At 71.0% G+C, this 16,054-nt stretch carries 11 protein-coding genes; 3 read left to right on the top strand and 8 right to left on the bottom strand.

What is annotated here, in order from left to right; genetic code table 11:
* Positions 1-41: 41 nt before the first annotated feature.
* A complete protein-coding gene (locus ACFV6X_RS07295; protein WP_385378937.1) occupies positions 42-596 on the top strand; it encodes a GNAT family N-acetyltransferase in 555 nt (184 codons plus the stop codon).
* Positions 597-688: 92 nt separating this feature from the next.
* On the opposite strand, the gene pruA is transcribed toward ACFV6X_RS07295, so the two are convergent.
* Together pruA and ACFV6X_RS07285 are read right to left on the bottom strand one after the other, a co-directional pair.
* Positions 689-2,320: an L-glutamate gamma-semialdehyde dehydrogenase gene (gene pruA / locus ACFV6X_RS07290; protein WP_385378934.1), complete on the bottom strand. Its 1,632-nt coding sequence runs from the start codon at positions 2,318-2,320 to the stop codon at positions 689-691.
* A 37-nt stretch (positions 2,321-2,357) separates the two neighbouring features.
* Complete coding sequence (locus ACFV6X_RS07285) at positions 2,358-3,284, bottom strand: proline dehydrogenase family protein (protein WP_385378931.1); 927 nt, start codon at positions 3,282-3,284, stop codon at positions 2,358-2,360.
* 164 nt (positions 3,285-3,448) lie between these two features.
* Here ACFV6X_RS07285 and ACFV6X_RS07280 point away from each other — a divergent pair, with 164 nt between their 5' ends.
* Positions 3,449-4,627: a PucR family transcriptional regulator gene (locus ACFV6X_RS07280; RefSeq protein ID WP_385378928.1), complete on the top strand. Its 1,179-nt coding sequence runs from the start codon at positions 3,449-3,451 to the stop codon at positions 4,625-4,627.
* 257 nt (positions 4,628-4,884) lie between these two features.
* On the opposite strand, the gene ACFV6X_RS07275 is transcribed toward ACFV6X_RS07280, so the two are convergent.
* Positions 4,885-5,469 (bottom strand): TetR/AcrR family transcriptional regulator, encoded by a 585-nt coding sequence (locus ACFV6X_RS07275; RefSeq protein WP_385378925.1) that lies wholly within the window; start codon positions 5,467-5,469, stop codon positions 4,885-4,887.
* A gap of 85 nt (positions 5,470-5,554) precedes the next feature.
* Here ACFV6X_RS07275 and ACFV6X_RS07270 point away from each other — a divergent pair, with 85 nt between their 5' ends.
* Positions 5,555-7,099 (top strand): MFS transporter, encoded by a 1,545-nt coding sequence (locus ACFV6X_RS07270; RefSeq protein WP_385378922.1) that lies wholly within the window; start codon positions 5,555-5,557, stop codon positions 7,097-7,099.
* Positions 7,100-7,156: 57 nt separating this feature from the next.
* Here the strand turns inward: ACFV6X_RS07270 and serA are convergent, their stop codons facing one another.
* The 5 genes from serA to ACFV6X_RS07245 form a co-directional block, all read right to left on the bottom strand.
* Positions 7,157-8,746 (bottom strand): phosphoglycerate dehydrogenase, encoded by a 1,590-nt coding sequence (serA, locus tag ACFV6X_RS07265; protein WP_385378920.1) that lies wholly within the window; start codon positions 8,744-8,746, stop codon positions 7,157-7,159.
* 230 nt (positions 8,747-8,976) lie between these two features.
* Complete coding sequence (gene ilvC, locus ACFV6X_RS07260; protein ID WP_385378917.1) at positions 8,977-9,975, bottom strand: ketol-acid reductoisomerase; 999 nt, start codon at positions 9,973-9,975, stop codon at positions 8,977-8,979.
* Positions 9,976-10,095: 120 nt separating this feature from the next.
* Entirely contained in the window at positions 10,096-10,620 is a 525-nt protein-coding gene (gene ilvN / locus ACFV6X_RS07255; RefSeq protein WP_385378914.1) for an acetolactate synthase small subunit, read from the bottom strand.
* 21 nt (positions 10,621-10,641) lie between these two features.
* Positions 10,642-12,492, bottom strand: coding sequence for an acetolactate synthase large subunit (locus ACFV6X_RS07250; protein WP_385378911.1), 1,851 nt, complete (start codon positions 12,490-12,492; stop codon positions 10,642-10,644).
* 237 nt (positions 12,493-12,729) lie between these two features.
* A complete protein-coding gene (locus ACFV6X_RS07245) occupies positions 12,730-15,795 on the bottom strand; it encodes a putative bifunctional diguanylate cyclase/phosphodiesterase (RefSeq protein WP_385378908.1) in 3,066 nt (1,021 codons plus the stop codon).
* Positions 15,796-16,054: the final 259 nt, after the last annotated feature.

The raw sequence follows: 16,054 nt of genomic DNA, 5'->3' as shown, positions 1-16,054 counted from the left end.
ATTCGGTGGCCGGCCCGCCCCGCCCTCGTTACGTTGGCGCGATGCCCCGACTCCGCACCGAACGCCTGCTGCTCCGCGAGTGGCGGGAGTCCGACCTCACTCCCTGGGCCGCGATCAACGCCGACCCGGAGGTCCGCCGCCATCTGCCGGGCATGCCCACCCGGGAACAGTGCGACGCGGCCGTGGCCCGCTTCCAGGCCGAACTGGACGGGCGGGGCTGGGGGTTCTGGGCGGTGGAGGTGCGCGGCACCGGCGAGTTCATCGGCTTCACCGGCCTGGATCCGGTGGACGAGGGACAGTCCTTCACCGGCGTGGAGGCCGGCTGGCGCCTGGCACGCACCGCGTGGGGTCACGGCTACGCCACGGAGGCCGCCCGGGCCGCCCTGCACTTCGGCTTCACGCACCTGGACCTGCCGGAGATCCTCGCCGTCACCACGAAGGCCAACGACCGCTCCCGCGCCGTGATGACCCGCCTGACCATGACCCACGACCCGACCGCGGACTTCCCCGACCCCACCGTCCCCGAGGACAGCCCCCTGCGCGAGAACGTCGTGTACCGCCTGCCGAAAGCCCGCTGGGCCCTGCCCCAGGGCTGAGGGCCGTCCTCCGGGAGGACGGGTGACGCACGCGGGCCAGGGTGCCTCCCGGGGGAAGAGGCGCCCTGGCCCGGTGGTGGGGTGACGAAATGTCAGCCCATGTGGGGGTAGGTGTAGTCGGTCGGCGCGACCAGGGTCTCCTTGATGGCGCGGGTCAGGGTCCAGCGCATCAGGTTCTGCGGGGCGCCCGCCTTGTCGTTGGTGCCGGACGCGCGGCCGCCGCCGAAGGGCTGCTGGCCGACGACGGCGCCGGTCGACTTGTCGTTGATGTAGAAGTTGCCGGCCGCGTAGCGCAGCTTGTCCATGGTGTACGCGGTGGCGGCGCGGTCACCCGAGATCACCGAGCCGGTCAGCGCGTAGTCCGACGCCGACTCCATCTGCGTGAGCATCTCGTCGTACTTGTCGTCCTCGTAGACGTGCACGGCGAGGATCGGGCCGAAGTACTCGGTGGTGAAGACCTCGTTCTCCGGGTCGGTGCACTCGATGACCGTCGGGCGGACGAAGTAGCCGACCGAGTCGTCGTAGGAGCCGCCCGCGACGATGGTGCAGCTCGGGTCGGCCTTGGCCCGGTCGATCGCGGCCTTGTTCTTGGCGAAGGCACGCTCGTCGATCACGGCGCCGACGAAGTTCGACAGGTCGGTGACGTCACCCATGGTGATGTAGTCGACCTCGGCGGCGAACTCCTCCTTGAAGCCGGAGTTCCAGATGGACGCCGGGACGTAGGCGCGGGAGGTCGCGGAGCACTTCTGGCCCTGGTACTCGAAGGCACCCCGGGTCAGCGCGGTCTTGAGGACGGCACGGTCGGCGCTCGGGTGGGCGACCACGAAGTCCTTGCCGCCGGTCTCACCGACCAGACGCGGGTAGGTGCGGTACTTCTCGATGTTGTTGCCGACCGTCTTCCACAGGTACTGGAAGGTCTTGGTCGAGCCGGTGAAGTGGATGCCGGCGAGGTCGCGGTGGTTCAGGGCGACCTCGGAGACCTCGATGCCGTCGCCGGTGACGAGGTTGATGACGCCCTTGGGCAGACCGGCCTCCTCCAGCAGCCGCATCAGCAGCACGGCGGCGTGGGTCTGCGTCGGGCTCGGCTTCCAGACCACGACGTTGCCCATGAGGGCGGGCGCGGTGGGCAGGTTGCCCGCGATGGCCGTGAAGTTGAACGGCGTGATCGCGTAGACGAAGCCCTCCAGCGGGCGGTGGTCGAGACGGTTCCAGACGCCCGGGGAGTTGGCCGGGGGCTGCTCGGCCAGCAGCCGGCGGGCGTAGGCGACGTTGAAGCGCCAGAAGTCGACCAGCTCGCAGGGGGTGTCGATCTCCGCCTGCTGGGCGGTCTTGGACTGGCCGAGCATGGTGGAGGCGGCCAGCGTCTCGCGCCAGGGGCCGGCCAGCAGCTCGGCGGCGCGCAGGATGATCGCGGCGCGGTCGTCGAAGGACATGGCGCGCCAGGCCGGCGCGGCGGCGAGGGCGGCGTCGATGGCGTCCCGCGCGTCCTGCTGGGTGGCGTTGCGGTAGGTGCCGAGCACGGACTTGTGGTTGTGCGGCTGCACGACCTGGAACTCCTCGCCACCGCCCATCCGGCGCTCACCGCCGATGGTGCAGGTCAGGTCGATGGAGTTCTCGGCCAGCTCCTTGAGCTTGACCTCCAGGCGGGCGCGCTCGGGCGAGCCGGGGGCGTAGCCGTGCACCGGCTCGTTGACGGGGGTGGGGACCTGGGTCACAGCGTCCATGTGTTCCGTAACTCCTTAATGAGCGGGTGTTTCGGGTTCAGCCCTTGGTGACCATGGAGCGCGCGAAGAACCGCAGGTTGGCGGGCTTTTCCGCGAGCCTTCGCATGAAGTAGCCGTACCAGTCGGTGCCGTACGCGGTGTAGACGCGCATGCGGTGACCTTCGGCGGCGAGCCGGAGGTGCTCCTCGCTCCGGATGCCGTACAGCATCTGGAACTCGTACTCGTCCAGCTTGCGCCCGGCGCGGTGCGCGAGCTCCTGGGCGATGGAGATCAGGCGCGGGTCGTGGGACCCGATCATCGGGTACCCCTCGCCCTCCATCAGGGTGCGCAGGATCCGTACGTACGCCTTGTCGATCTCGTGCTTCTGCTGGTACGCGACCTCGGCGGGCTCCTTGTACGCCCCCTTCACCAGCCGGACGCGGCTGCCGTCCGCGGCGAGGCGGCGGGCGTCGGCCTCGGTCCGGAAGAGGTAGGCCTGGATGACGCAGCCGGTCCGCGGGTGGTCCTTCCGCAGCTCCTCGTGGATGGCGAACATCGAGTCGAGGGTGGTGTGGTCCTCCGCGTCCAGCGTCACCGTCGTGCCGATCTCGGCGGCGGCCTCGACGACAGGGCGGACGTTGGCGAGCGCCAGGTCGTGACCGCCCTCCAGGGCCTGCCCGAACATCGACAGCTTCACGGACATCTCGGCCCGCTCGCCCAGCTCCAGCGGCTTGAGCCGGTCGATCAGCTCCAGGTAGGCGTCCCGGGCGGCGGCGGCCTGCTCGCGGGTGGTGATGTCCTCGCCGACGACGTCCATCGTCAGCTCCAGGCCCCGGCCGGTGAGGCCCTCGATGATCGGGACGACGTCGTCCACCCGCTCACCCGGGATGAAGCGGTCGACGACCTGTTTCGTCACCGGGGCCGCCGTCACGAGGCGTCGCATCCGGTCGCTGCGCGACGCGGCCAGAATCACGGGACCCAGCACGGGGCACCTCCAGAACACAACCAACACAAGGCCGGTACCCGACGGTCCGGGTACGGCACGGAGAACCACCGTGAAAGCTATGGATCCCTTCGATCGTGGGCCATCGACAGCTGTCACGCATCCGCGCCGAGGATCTCAGACAGATGTATGAAGGCCCTCGGAAAATGGGGGAGAATGCCCGGGTGACAGCCGATCACCGGGACGACTACCAGGAGCTGGTCGACGAGATCTCCGAGCTCCTGGGCGCCCCCGCGACCCTGGAGAACCGCGACTTCGAGCTCATCGCCTTCGGCGCGTACGACAGCGAGGACGACCTCGATCCGTCCGCCCTGGACCCGGTCCGCACCCGCTCGATCCTGACCCGCCGCTCCACGGCCACGGTCCGCGCCTGGTTCGAGGGCTTCGGCATCACCCGCGCGACCGGGCCGGTACGCATCCCGCGCACCCCCGAGGCCGGGGTCCACCGGGGCCGTATCTGCCTTCCGGTCAGGCATCGGGGGGTCGTCCTCGGTTACGTCTGGCTGCTCGACGGCGAGCCCGGCCCCACCGATGCCCAGCTCGCGGCGGCCATGGAGGTGACCGGCCGGATCGGCGCGCTGCTCGCCGACGAGGCGCAGGCGGGCGCCGATCTCACCAGGGAGTTCCGGGCCGTGCTGACGGCGGAGCGCGGCTGGCAGCGCGACATGGCGGTGGCCGCCCTGCGCACGGCCCTCGGCACGCGCGGGGAGGGCCCGCACGCGGTGGTGTGCGTGGCGCCCTGGCCGTCGGCCGACCCGGAGGACGCCCCGTCGGCCCGCGCGGTGCCGCACACGACGGCGCTGTGCACGATCCCCTGGGGTACGACGGGCCAGAGCCTCGCGGTGCTGGTCCGGCTGCGCTCCACGGACGTCCGCACTCCTGCCCTGACGGCGGCGAACCGGCTGCTGAGGGAGGGCGCGCGGGCGGGCGTGGGCGATCCGCTGACCGGCCTCGCCGACCTGGGCACGGCCTGGCAGGAGGCGGCGGCCGCCGCCCGCGCGGCCCTCGCCCAGCCCCACCTCGGCCCGGTCGCCGAGTGGTCCCGCATCGGCCCGTACCGCCTGCTGACCGCCCTCCCCCCGGAGACGGCCCACGACCCCGCTATCGCCCCGCTCCTGTCCCCCGGCCACCACGAACTCGCCCGCACGGCGGAGGTCTACCTTGACTGTGCGGGCCAGGCCGCCCGCACGGCCGCCGAGCTGGGCATCCACCGGCAGACGCTGTACTACCGGCTCTCCCGGGTGGAACAGCTGACGGGACTCGACCTGGACGACGGGGAGGACCGGCTGTTGCTGCACATGGTGCTGAAGGGGACGCGGCTGTGAGCCGTGGAGGCCTTCACCCCGCCTCCCCGTTCCCCCAGAACCTCGCCCCGTAGGCGCTCGGCGACGTTCCCACCGTGGCGTGGAAGTGCCGGCGCGGGTTGGCGGCCGCGGACGGCGCACGTACCGCACCTGACCGCCCTCCCGGTGCGGCGGCACGACGGTGCCCGCGACGGTCGTGCCGAGGTCCCGCCGGATCAAGTGGAGCCTTCTGCCTGGTGGCCGCCCTGCCGGCCCCGGGGACCGGGCGCCGCGGCCGCTCAGCCCTGCCGCGCCTCCGCGGCGATCACCCGGCGCAGCCCTTCGGTGAGTTCCTCCGCCGTCGGTGCCGTCTTGGGGTCGAAGGTCCACAGGGCGATGAGCCCGGTCATCACGGTGATGTAGAACTTGCCCAGGCTGTCCACGGCCTCGTCCGGCACGTCCTCCTCGCGCCCGCCCATGAGCAGCGGGATGAGCCCGCGCCCGGCCTCCCGCTGGGCCTGCGCCAGATGCTCGCGCACCTCGGGCAGTTGGTCGCCCATGACGACGATCTCCATGCTGAGCCGCCACAGCGAACCGGGCTCGCGCATGGTGGCGATGATGTTCGCCCACACCTGGCCGAACCGCTCCAGGGAGCCGGGGGCACCGGTGATCCGCCCCTCGCCCTCCTCGAACTCGTCGCCCATCCCCTCCACCAGGGAGACGTAGGCCTGGGCGAGCAGGGCGTCCTTGGAGCCGTAGTGGTAGCCGATGGAGGCGAGGTTGGTCCCCGACTCCTTGACGATGTCGCGCGCGGTGGTGCGGGCGAAGCCCTTCTCCAGCAGGCAGCGCTTGGCGCCTTCGAGCAGATCCTCGCGGTGTCCCATGGCGTCATCGTAGCGCGGTTCATAAACAACCGTCTTAAACGCCCGTACTAGACAAGCGTTTAATACGGTCGTACAGTCCCGAGCCATGACAACGAATCCGACGACCTCCCGCGCCGGGCGCCGGGAGTGGACCGCGCTCGGCGTCCTGATGCTGCCGCTGCTGCTGGTCTCGATGGACGTCTCGGTCCTCTACTTCGCCGTCCCGGCGATCGGCGCGGACCTGGAACCCACCGGCACCCAGCAGCTGTGGATCTTCGACATCTACGCCTTCGTGCTGGCCGGCCTGCTGATGACGATGGGCTCGGTCGGCGACCGCGTCGGCCGCCGCAGACTCCTGCTGATCGGCGCGGCCGCGTTCGGGGCGGCCTCACTGGTGGCGGCGTACGCGAACAGCGCCGAGACGCTGATCGCGGCCCGTGCGGTGCTCGGCATCGGCGGGGCGACCCTGATGCCCTCGACGCTGGCCCTGGTCCGGACGATGTTCACCGACGCGGCCCAGCGGGCGAAAGCGATCGCGGTGTGGTCCGGCGTGATGACGGCGGGCGTCGCGCTGGGCTCGGTGCTGAGCGGATTGCTGGTGGAGTTCTTCTGGTGGGGCTCGGTCTTCCTGGTCAACCTGCCCGCGATGGCCCTGCTGCTGCTCCTCGGCCCCCTGCTGCTGCCCGAGTCACGGGACCCGGCCCCCGGCCGCTTCGACTGGCTGAGCGTCCCGCTGTCGATGGCGGCGGTACTGCCCGTCGTCTACGGCCTGAAGGAGCTCCCCTCGCAGGGCTGGAACGTCCGCTACGTCGTCTCGATCACGGTCGGCCTGCTCTTCGCGGCCCTCTTCGTCCAACGCCAGCGCACGGCCAGGTCCCCGATGATCTCCCCCGCCCTCTTCCGTGGCCCCGGCTTCACCCCCGCCGTCGCCCTCAACCTGATCTCGGCCTTCGGGGTGATGGGCTCCGCGTACTTCACCACGCAGTACCTGCAGTCGGTGCTCGGCAGCAGCGCGCTGGAGGCAGCCCTGTGGGCACTGCTGCCGTCGCTGCCGATCGGCCTCGCCGCCCCGCTGGCGGCCCGCCTGGTGCAACAAGGCGTGAACCGCGCGTACGTCGTCGCCGCCGGGTTCGCGATCGCGGCGAGCGGCTACACGCTGCTGGCCTTCGCCGGCACGGACACGATGGCGCTGGTGCTCGTGGCGTGCGGCGTGCTGGCGTCCGGACTGGTGATGGTCATGTCCCAGATCATGGACCTCGCCCTGAGCGGCGTCCCGGTGGAGCGGGCCGGCTCGGCTTCCTCGCTCATGGAGACCGGCGCGGAGTTCGGCGGCGCCCTCGGCATGGCGGTCCTCGGCTCCATCGGTACGGCCGTGTACCGGCACGGGATCCCGTCCTCGGCCCCTGACGCGGCCCACGAGACGCTGGGCGGCGCGCTGGCCGTCGCCGGCCGGATGCCGGAGCGCACGGGAGACGCGCTGGCGACGGCGGCGCGGGCGGCGTTCACCGACGGGATGCAGGCGGCGGGGATCGCCGGAGCCGTGCTGTTGTCGGGAGCGGCGGTGCTGGCCGCGGTGAGCCTGCGGCGGATCCGGGCGCGGACACACGAAGACGCCGGACAGGCTGACCAGCTCAGCCCGTCCGGCGTCTGACGGCGTGTGCCGAAGCGGGGGGCCCAGGGGCGGCGGCCCTCGGTCCCCCGCCGGGCCTCAGACCAGGTTCACCGACCGGGCCGAGGTGGCCCCGATCTCCTCGGCGACCTCGGCGAGCACGCCGGAGGGCACCGTGTCGTCGACGGTCAGGACGGCGAGCGCCTCGCCACCGACCGCCGCCCGCGCCACCTGCATCCCGGCGATGTTGATGCCGGCCTCGCCGATGATCCGGCCGACCGTGCCGACGACACCCGGGCGGTCCTCGTACCGCAGGACGACCATGTGGTCGGCGAGCGCGAGGTCCACGTCGTACTCGCCGACCGCGACGATCTTCTGCAGGTGCTTGGGACCGGCGAGCGTGCCGGACACCGACACCTCCTCGCCGTCGCCGAGCGTGCCGCGCACGGTCACGACGTTGCGGTGGTCCGGCGACTCCGAGCTGGTGGTCAGCCGCACCTCGACGCCGCGCTCCTGGGCGAACAGCGGGGCGTTGACGTAGGACACCGTCTCGTCGACGACGTCCTCGAAGACACCCTTCAGCGCGGAGAGCTCCAGCACCTTCACGTCGTGCTGGGTGATCTCGCCGTACACCTCGACGTCCAGTCGTACGGCCACCTCACCGGCGAGCGCGGTGAAGATCCGGCCGAGCCGCTCGGCCAGCGGCAGGCCCGGCTTGACGTCCTCGGCGATCACGCCGCCCTGCACGTTGACCGCGTCCGGGACCAGCTCACCGGCGAGGGCGAGCCGCACCGACCTGGCGACGGCGATACCGGCCTTCTCCTGCGCCTCGTCGGTGGAGGCACCGAGGTGCGGGGTGGAGACCACCTGGTCGAACTCGAACAGCGGTGAGTCCGTGCAGGGCTCCTTGGCGTACACGTCGAGGCCGGCGCCGGCGACGCGGCCCTCCTTCAGCGCCGAGTACAGCGCCTCCTCGTCCACGATCCCGCCGCGCGCGGCGTTGACGATCCGCACGCTCGGCTTGACCTTGCGCAGCGCCTCGGCGCCGATCAGGCCGAGCGTCTCGGGTGTCTTGGGCAGGTGGACGGTGATGAAGTCGGAGACCTGGAGGAGCTCGTCCAGCGACAGCACCTTGACGCCCATCTGCGCGGCCCGCGCGGGCTGCACGTAGGGGTCGTAGGCGACGACCTTCATGCCGAAGGCGGACATCCGCTGGGCGACGAGCGCGCCGATACGACCGAGGCCCACCACACCGAGGGTCTTCTCGGCCAGCTCGACGCCGGTGTACTTGCTGCGCTTCCACTCGCCGTTCTTCAGCGCGGCGTTGGCCTGCGGGATGTTGCGCGCGGTGGCCAGCAGGAGACCGCAGGCCAGCTCGGCGGCGGTCACGATGTTCGAGGTGGGAGCGTTGACGACCATCACGCCGGCCTTGGTGGCGGCGGAGACGTCGACGTTGTCCAGGCCGACGCCGGCTCGTGCGACGACCTTGAGCTTGTGCGCGGCGGCGACGGCCTCGGCGTCGACCTTGGTGGCGGAGCGGATCAGGATCGCGTCGACGTCGGCGATGGCGGGGAGCAGCTCGGCCCGGTCCGCTCCGTTGCAGTGCCGGATCTCGAAGTCCGGCCCCAGTGCGTCCACGGTGGCGGGCGACAGCTCTTCAGCGATGAGTACGACGGGTTTCGAGCTCACGTGAGTCCTCACAAGTCCAATGCGGACGGCCGTCCCGACGGCCGCAGGCGGTGGAGGGGTGCTAGCCGCGTGGAAGACGCACGACGCTGTGGGCCTGACGCGTATGTATACGGCAGTGTAGTGGCGCCGCCTGGGTCGTCCTGCGCCTCTGCGGAAGGATCACCCGTCCGTGGTTCGACGGGTTGGACAACGGGGCCGAAGGGCTGTGCTCCGGCCCCGTCGTCCGGGGCTCACGCGTCTTCGTCGACCCAGGACATCAGCTTGCGCAGCTCCTTGCCCGTGGTCTCCAGCAGGTGCTCGGAGTCCTGCTGCTTGTACTCGTTGTACTTCTTCAGACCGCCGTGGTACTCGTCCATCCAGGCCTGGGCGAAGGACCCGTCCTGGATCTCGGCGAGGACCTTCTTCATCTCGGCCTTGGTGGCGTCGGTGATGATCCGGGGGCCGGTGACGTAGTCGCCCCACTCGGCGGTCTCGGAGATCGACCAGCGCATCTTCTCCAGGCCGCCCTCGTACATGAGGTCGACGATCAGCTTCAGCTCGTGCAGGCACTCGAAGTACGCGATCTCCGGCTGGTAGCCGGCCTCGGTCAGCGTCTCGAAACCGGCCTTCACCAGGGCGGCCGTGCCACCGCAGAGGACGGCCTGCTCACCGAACAGGTCGGTCTCGGTCTCCTCGGTGAAGGTCGTCTTGATGACGCCGGCGCGGGTGCCGCCGATGCCCTTGGCGTACGACAGGGCCAGCGCGAAGGCGTTGCCCGTGGCGTCCTGCTCGACGGCCGCGATGCAGGGAACGCCGCGGCCCTCCTCGTACTGACGGCGCACCAGGTGGCCCGGGCCCTTGGGGGCGACCATGCAGACGTCGACGCCGGCCGGGGGCTTGATGAAGCCGAAGCGGATGTTGAAGCCGTGGCCGAAGAACAGCGCGTCGCCGTCCTTGAGGTTGTCCTTGATGGACTCCTCGTAGACCTGGGACTGGATCGGGTCCGGAACGAGGATCATGATGACGTCGGCCTCCGCGGCGGCCTCCGCCGGGGTGACCACGCGCAGGCCCTGCTCCTCGGCCTTGGCCTTGGACTTGGAGCCCTCGTGCAGACCGACGCGGACGTCGACACCCGAGTCACGCAGCGACAGGGCGTGGGCGTGGCCCTGGCTGCCGTAACCGATGACCGCGACCTTGCGGCCCTGGATGATGGACAGGTCGGCGTCGGCGTCGTAGAACAGCTCGGCCACTTTGGGTCTCTCCTTGGAGTGCAGATGTTGCGTCCCACCGTATGACGGTGGAGGGAAGGGAAGGTTCGGGGTCTCGCCATACGGGCGGCCCGTGTCGGGCGGGCCACCCGTCTCACCTCGTTACGCCGACCGGTCCAGCGCGCGCAGCGAGCGGTCCGTGATCGAACGCGCTCCGCGGCCGATCGCGATCGTGCCGGACTGGACCAGTTCCTTGATGCCGTACGGCTCCAGCATCTTGAGCATGGCGGACAGCTTGTCGCTGCTTCCGGTGGCCTCGATGGTGACGGCCTCCGGGGAGACGTCGACGGTCTTGGCGCGGAAGAGCTGGACGATCTCCACGATCTGGGAGCGCGTCTCGTTGTCGGCGCGCACCTTCACCAGGACGAGTTCGCGCTGCACGGCCTGGGCCGGCTCCAGCTCGACGATCTTCAGGACGTTGACCAGCTTGTTGAGCTGTTTGGTCACCTGCTCCAGCGGCAGGTCGGCGACGCTCACCACGATCGTGATGCGGGAGATGTCGGGGTGCTCGGTGACGCCGACCGCGAGCGAGTCGATGTTGAAGCCGCGGCGGGAGAACAGGGCGGCGATCCGGGCCAGGATGCCCGGCGTGTTCTCCACCAGGACCGAGAGCGTGTGCTTGGACATGTTCTTGACTCAGCTCTCTCTTCAGTCGTCTTCGCTGTCGCCGAAGTCCGGGCGGACGTCCCGGGCGGCCATGATCTCGTCGTTGGAGGTACCGGCGGCGACCATCGGCCACACCATCGCGTCCTCGTGGACGATGAAGTCGACGACGACCGGGCGGTCGTTGATCGAGTTCGCCTCCTCGATGACCTTGTCGAGGTCGGCGGGGTCCTCGCAGCGGATCGCGTAGCAGCCCATGGCCTCCGACAGCTTCACGAAGTCGGGGACACGGGTGCCCCGGGCCTGCGGGTTGACGTCGTCGGGGCCGGAGTGCAGCACGGTGTTGGAGTACCGCTGGTTGTAGAAGAGGGTCTGCCACTGGCGGACCATCCCGAGGGCGCCGTTGTTGATGACGGCGACCTTGATCGGGATGTTGTTCAAGGCGCAGGTGGTGAGCTCCTGATTGGTCATCTGGAAGCAGCCGTCGCCGTCGATCGCCCAGACGGCCCGGTCGGGCGCGCCGGCCTTGGCGCCCATGGCTGCGGGGACGGCGTACCCCATCGTCCCGGCGCCGCCGGAGTTCAGCCACGTGGCGGGCTTCTCGTACCGGATGAAGTGCGCGGCCCACATCTGGTGCTGGCCCACGCCGGCCGCGAAGACCGTGCCTTCGGGGGCGAGTTGGCCGATGCGCTCGATGACCTGCTGCGGGGAGAGCGAGCCGTCCTCGGGCTGGTCGTAGCCGAGGGGGTAGGTGTCACGCCAGCGGCTGAGGTCCTTCCACCAGGCCTCGTAGTCGCCGCGGTGGCCCTCGCTGTGCTCCTTCTGCACGGCCTGGATCAGATCGGCGATGACCTCGCGCGCGTCCCCCACGATCGGCACGTCGGCTTCGCGGTTCTTGCCGATCTCGGCCGGGTCGATGTCGGCGTGCACGATCTTGGCGTACGGGGCGAAGCTGTCCAGCTTGCCGGTGACGCGATCGTCGAAGCGGGCGCCGAGGGCGACGATCAGGTCGGCCTTCTGCAGGGCGGTGACGGCGGAGACCGCACCGTGCATGCCGGGCATGCCCACGTGCAGCGGGTGGCTGTCGGGGAACGCTCCGAGCGCCATCAGGGTGGTGGTGACGGGCGCGCCGGTGAGCTCGGCGAGGACCTTCAGCTCGGCGGTGGCCTTGGCCTTGAGCACGCCGCCGCCGACGTACAGCACCGGCCGCCTGGCGGAGGTGATCAGCTTGGCGGCCTCACGGATCTGTTTGGCGTGCGGCTTGGTCACCGGGCGGTAGCCGGGCAGGTCCATGATCGGAGGCCAGGAGAACGTGGTCCGCGCCTGGAGGGCGTCCTTGGCGATGTCGACCAGGACCGGTCCGGGGCGGCCGGTGGAGGCGATGTGGAACGCCTGCGCGATCACCCGGGGGATGTCATCGGCCTTGGTGACCAGGAAGTTGTGCTTGGTGATCGGCATGGTGATGCCGACGATGTCCGCCTCCTGGAAGGCGTCCGTGCCGATCGCCTTGGAGGCGACCTGGCCGGTGATCGCGACCAGCGGCACGGAGTCCATGTGCGCGTCGGCGATCGGCGTGACCAGGTTGGTGGCGCCGGGGCCGGAGGTCGCCATGCAGACGCCGACCCGGCCGGTGGCCTGCGCGTAGCCGGTGGCCGCGTGACCGGCGCCCTGCTCGTGCCGCACCAGCACGTGGCGGACCTTGCCCGAGTCCATCAGCGGGTCGTACGCCGGGAGGATCGCACCGCCGGGGATGCCGAATACCGTGTCGGCGCCGACCTCCTCGAGAGAGCGGATGAGGGACTGCGCGCCCGTGACGTGCTCGGGGGCGGACTGTCCTCCGGATCGGGGCCGCGGCTGCGGGTGATGGGCCCCGGTGGCCTGCTCGGTCATCGGCATTCTCTTCTCGATGCTGAGGGTTTTTGCGAGGTTTGTACGGTGTACGACTGCAGTACGGCAGGTGCCTGTGCAACAAAAAACCCCTCGTGCCGTAAGGCAAGCGAGGGGAGCGCGCCGGTGTGGTCGCTGGGTGTCCCGGATCGTCCTCCGGTGGGTCCCAGCTCAGCCGACGCGCTGTCCAAGTACGAGAATTCGGGTGCGCATGGCACTGACCCTCCCCCTGCCGCGCACCCACTGTCAAGTAGGTGGGACGGGAGTCTCATCATGTGAGCGCAACGGAGTGGCGAGGGGTGGGCCGACGGGTGTGGTCACGGGTGCGCCACCTCCGAAGACGGTGGTCACACCGCCGGAGTACCCGCCCGCGGCGCCGCCCGCGAAGGCGGGTTCGGCCGGCCCGTTCGGCACCGGACAATGGCCGGAAGTGAGCGCACGGCGCAGCCGGTACTCGTCGAGGTGCCCGGAGAAGGCCATGCCCTGCCCGTGCGTGCAGCCCATCGCGCGCAGGGCGACGACCTGCTCCGGCAGATCCACGCCGTCCGCCACGGACTGCAGACCGAGATCGCCGGCGATACGCAGCAGCCCGCTGGTGATCTTGTGCAGCCGTGCGGACTCGACGACGCCCTCGACCAGCCCCCGGTCGAGCTTCAGCACGTCCAGCGGGAGTCTGCGCAGCGCCGTGATGGCCGGGCAGCCGCCGCCGAAGCCGTCCAGCGCGATCCGGATCCCGAGCCTCCTGAGGGTGCCCAGGCGACGCTCCAGGTCCTCCAGACAGATCTTGGCATCGATGTCGGACAGTTCGATGACCAGCCCGCCGGACGGCAGCCCGTGCCGGGTCAGCAGCGCCTCGACGGAGCCGAGGGGCAGCGACCGGTCCAGCAGCCGGCGGGCGGCCATCCGGACGGTCACCGGTACGGCGTGGCCGGTCGCGGCGCGTTCGGCGGCCTGCTCCACGGCCTCCTCCAGCACCCAGCGCCCCAGCTCGGCCGTCCTGTCGCTGTCCTCCGCCACCCGCAGGAACTCCGCGGGCGTGAACAGCACCCCCTGCGACGACCGCCAACGCGCCTGCGCGGCGACCGACGTGATGCGGCCGTCCTCCAGGCGCACGACCGGCTGGTGCAGCAGCGTGAACTCGCCGTCGTGCAGCGCGGCCCGCAGCCGGGTGGCCAGCTCGGCCTTGCGTACGACGTCCTGCTGCATCTGCGGCTTGTACAGCTCGACGCGGCCCTTGCCGGCCGACTTCGCGCGGTACATCGCAAGGTCGGCGTTGCGCAGCAGCTCGCCCGCGCCGAGGCCCGGTTCGGCGAAGGCGACGCCGATGGACGCGGCGACACGCACATCGTTGCCGTCGATGAGGTAGGGCTGTGACAGCGTCACCCTGAGGCGGTCGGCGAGCTCCAGGATGTGCCGTTCACGGGCGGACCGGTCCCGGGCGCCGTCGCCGACGATCAGGGCCGCGAACTCGTCGCCGCCCAGCCGGGACGCGGTGTCGCCCTTGCGGACCGCCTCCTGCAGCCTGCGCGCGGCCTGGACGAGCAGCTCGTCCCCTGCCTGGTGCCCGATCGTGTCGTTGACGGCCTTGAACCCGTCCAGGTCGATGAAGAGCACGGCCGTGCCTCGCAGGGCGGCGCCGCGGTCGGTGCTGCGGCGGCCGGACAGGGCCTGCTGGACGCGCCGGGTGAACAGCGCGCGGTTGGGCAGGTCGGTGAGCGGGTCGTGCTCGGCGTTGTGCTGCAACTGCGCCTGCAGACGGACCCTCTCGGTGACGTCCCGGCTGTTGAAGATCAGGCCGCCGTGGTGCCGGTTGACCGTCGACTCGACGTTCAGCCAGCCTCCCCCACTCTCGGCTTCGCTCGAGCGGGAGGTGCCCCCATCGCCGGACCGGAATCGGCACTCGATGCGGGTGGTGGGTTCCTCCTGGGGGCTGGCGGCGAGGAAGCGGCGCACCTCGTGCACCACGCAGCCCAGGTCCTCCGGGTGGATCAGCTCGGCCAGTTCGCTCCCCACCAGGTCCTCCGCGGGGCGTCCGTAGACCCCGGCGGCGGCCGGCGAGACGTACCGGAGGATGCCGTTGGGCGCGGCGATCATGATGACGTCGCTGGAGCCCTGCACCAGGGAGCGGAAGTGGTTCTCCTTCTGCGCCAGTTCCTGGGTGAGGGTGATGTTGTCGAGCAGCATGATCCCCTGGCGCACCACCAGCGCGAGCACGACCGTGCCGCCGGTGAGCAGCACGACGCGGTCGACGCTGCGGCCATTGAGAACGTTGTAGAGGATCCCCAGCGTGCAGACGGCGGCGGCGAGGTACGGCGTGAGGGCGGCCAGCGAGCCGGTGAGCGGCCGGGTGGCCGGATACCGGCTGTGCTCGCCCTGCTGCGCGGGCGGGTGCGGTGGGGCGCTCCCCCGCTGCCCCGGCACGTGCTCGTGCACCACACGCGCGTGCGGCTCGTCCCCGGGTTGCCCGGGGCGCCGGGTGGTCCAGGGGGCGTACGCCAGAAGCAGCGAGCCGGCGAACCATCCCGCGTCCAGCAGCTGACCCGAGTGGTAGTTGTCGTGCAGCAGCGGTGAGGTGAACAGGGCGTCGCACATCACGGTCAGGGCGAGTGCGCCGATCGCGGTGTTCACCGCGGAGCGGTTGGCGCCGGAGCGCCTGAAGTGCAGCGCGAGCACCATGCTGACCAGCGCGATGTCCAGCAGCGGGTACGCCAGCGACAGCGCGGCGTGCGCCACGCCGGGGCCGCGGCCCTGGGCCGCCTGGGCGAGCGCGAGGCTCCACGACAGGGTGACCAGGGAGCCGCCGATCAGCCAGGCGTCCAGGGAGAGGCAGACCCAGCCGGCCTTGGTCACCGGCCGTTTGGCGAGGACCAGCAGGCCCACGATCGCGGGCGGCGCGAAGCACAGGAAGAACAGGTCGGCGTAGCTGGGGCTGGGCACGGGCTGTCCCAGGACGACCTCGTACCAGCCCCAGACCCCGTTGCCCAGGGCGGCCATCGCCGAGGACAGGGCGAACAGCAGCCAGGCGGAGCGGAACCGGACGCGCCGGCTGTGCGCGTACAGGAAGCACGACACGGCGGCCGCGGCGGCGGCGGCGCTCAGCCCGAAGTCGCCCATGACGAGGGCGAGATGGGGCGAGCCCCAGCCGACCGCGGAGCCGACGGCGTAGCCCGCGCAGAGCAGGGCCAGGACGAGTTGCTGGTACACGCTCGACCCGCCGCGGGTGGCCGGCGGCCGGGGCAGCAGGGCGCCCGGCGCGGAGGGCCGTCGCAGCGCCTGGTCGAGGGTGGTCGTGGTCGGCGAGGGCGAGTTCACCGAGGCCTCCCGGTCCGTACCACTCCCGGGCCCCGTGGGTCCCGGGGCGCGCGTTGTGCCTGCTGGCTGCGGCTGTTGAGCCTGCGCTGGTGGTGCCCGCCGTGGCTGGCGTGCTGGCCTCGCCCTCGCGTGGCCGTGCGCCAGGGCCGCCGTCGGCGGCCCCGCCTCGTCGGATCGTTCGTCCATAGGCCGTGCATCGCCCGTCGCCCCCCTCGCAGTCTGAAATGTCCATCCCCGGCGCCGAACGGTGCACGGCGCA

This window comes from Streptomyces sp. NPDC059861 (assembly GCF_042731435.1).
GTDB lineage: Bacteria > Actinomycetota > Actinomycetes > Streptomycetales > Streptomycetaceae > Streptomyces.
The sequence above is the reverse complement of the archived record's forward strand: the minus strand, read 5'-3'. Positions and strand labels throughout refer to the sequence as shown.

Excerpts from the sequence above, each read along its gene's own strand:
- ACFV6X_RS07295 (WP_385378937.1), top strand. The coding sequence starts at position 42 with ATGCCCCGACTCCGCACCGAACGCCTGCTGCTCCGCGAGTGGCGGGAG.
- pruA (WP_385378934.1), bottom strand. The coding sequence starts at position 2,320 with ATGGACGCTGTGACCCAGGTCCCCACCCCCGTCAACGAGCCGGTGCAC.
- ACFV6X_RS07270 (WP_385378922.1), top strand. The coding sequence starts at position 5,555 with ATGACAACGAATCCGACGACCTCCCGCGCCGGGCGCCGGGAGTGGACC.
- ilvN (WP_385378914.1), bottom strand. The coding sequence starts at position 10,620 with ATGTCCAAGCACACGCTCTCGGTCCTGGTGGAGAACACGCCGGGCATC.
- ACFV6X_RS07250 (WP_385378911.1), bottom strand. The coding sequence starts at position 12,492 with ATGCCGATGACCGAGCAGGCCACCGGGGCCCATCACCCGCAGCCGCGG.
- ACFV6X_RS07280 (WP_385378928.1), top strand. The coding sequence starts at position 3,449 with ATGGGGGAGAATGCCCGGGTGACAGCCGATCACCGGGACGACTACCAG.
- ACFV6X_RS07275 (WP_385378925.1), bottom strand. The coding sequence starts at position 5,469 with ATGGGACACCGCGAGGATCTGCTCGAAGGCGCCAAGCGCTGCCTGCTG.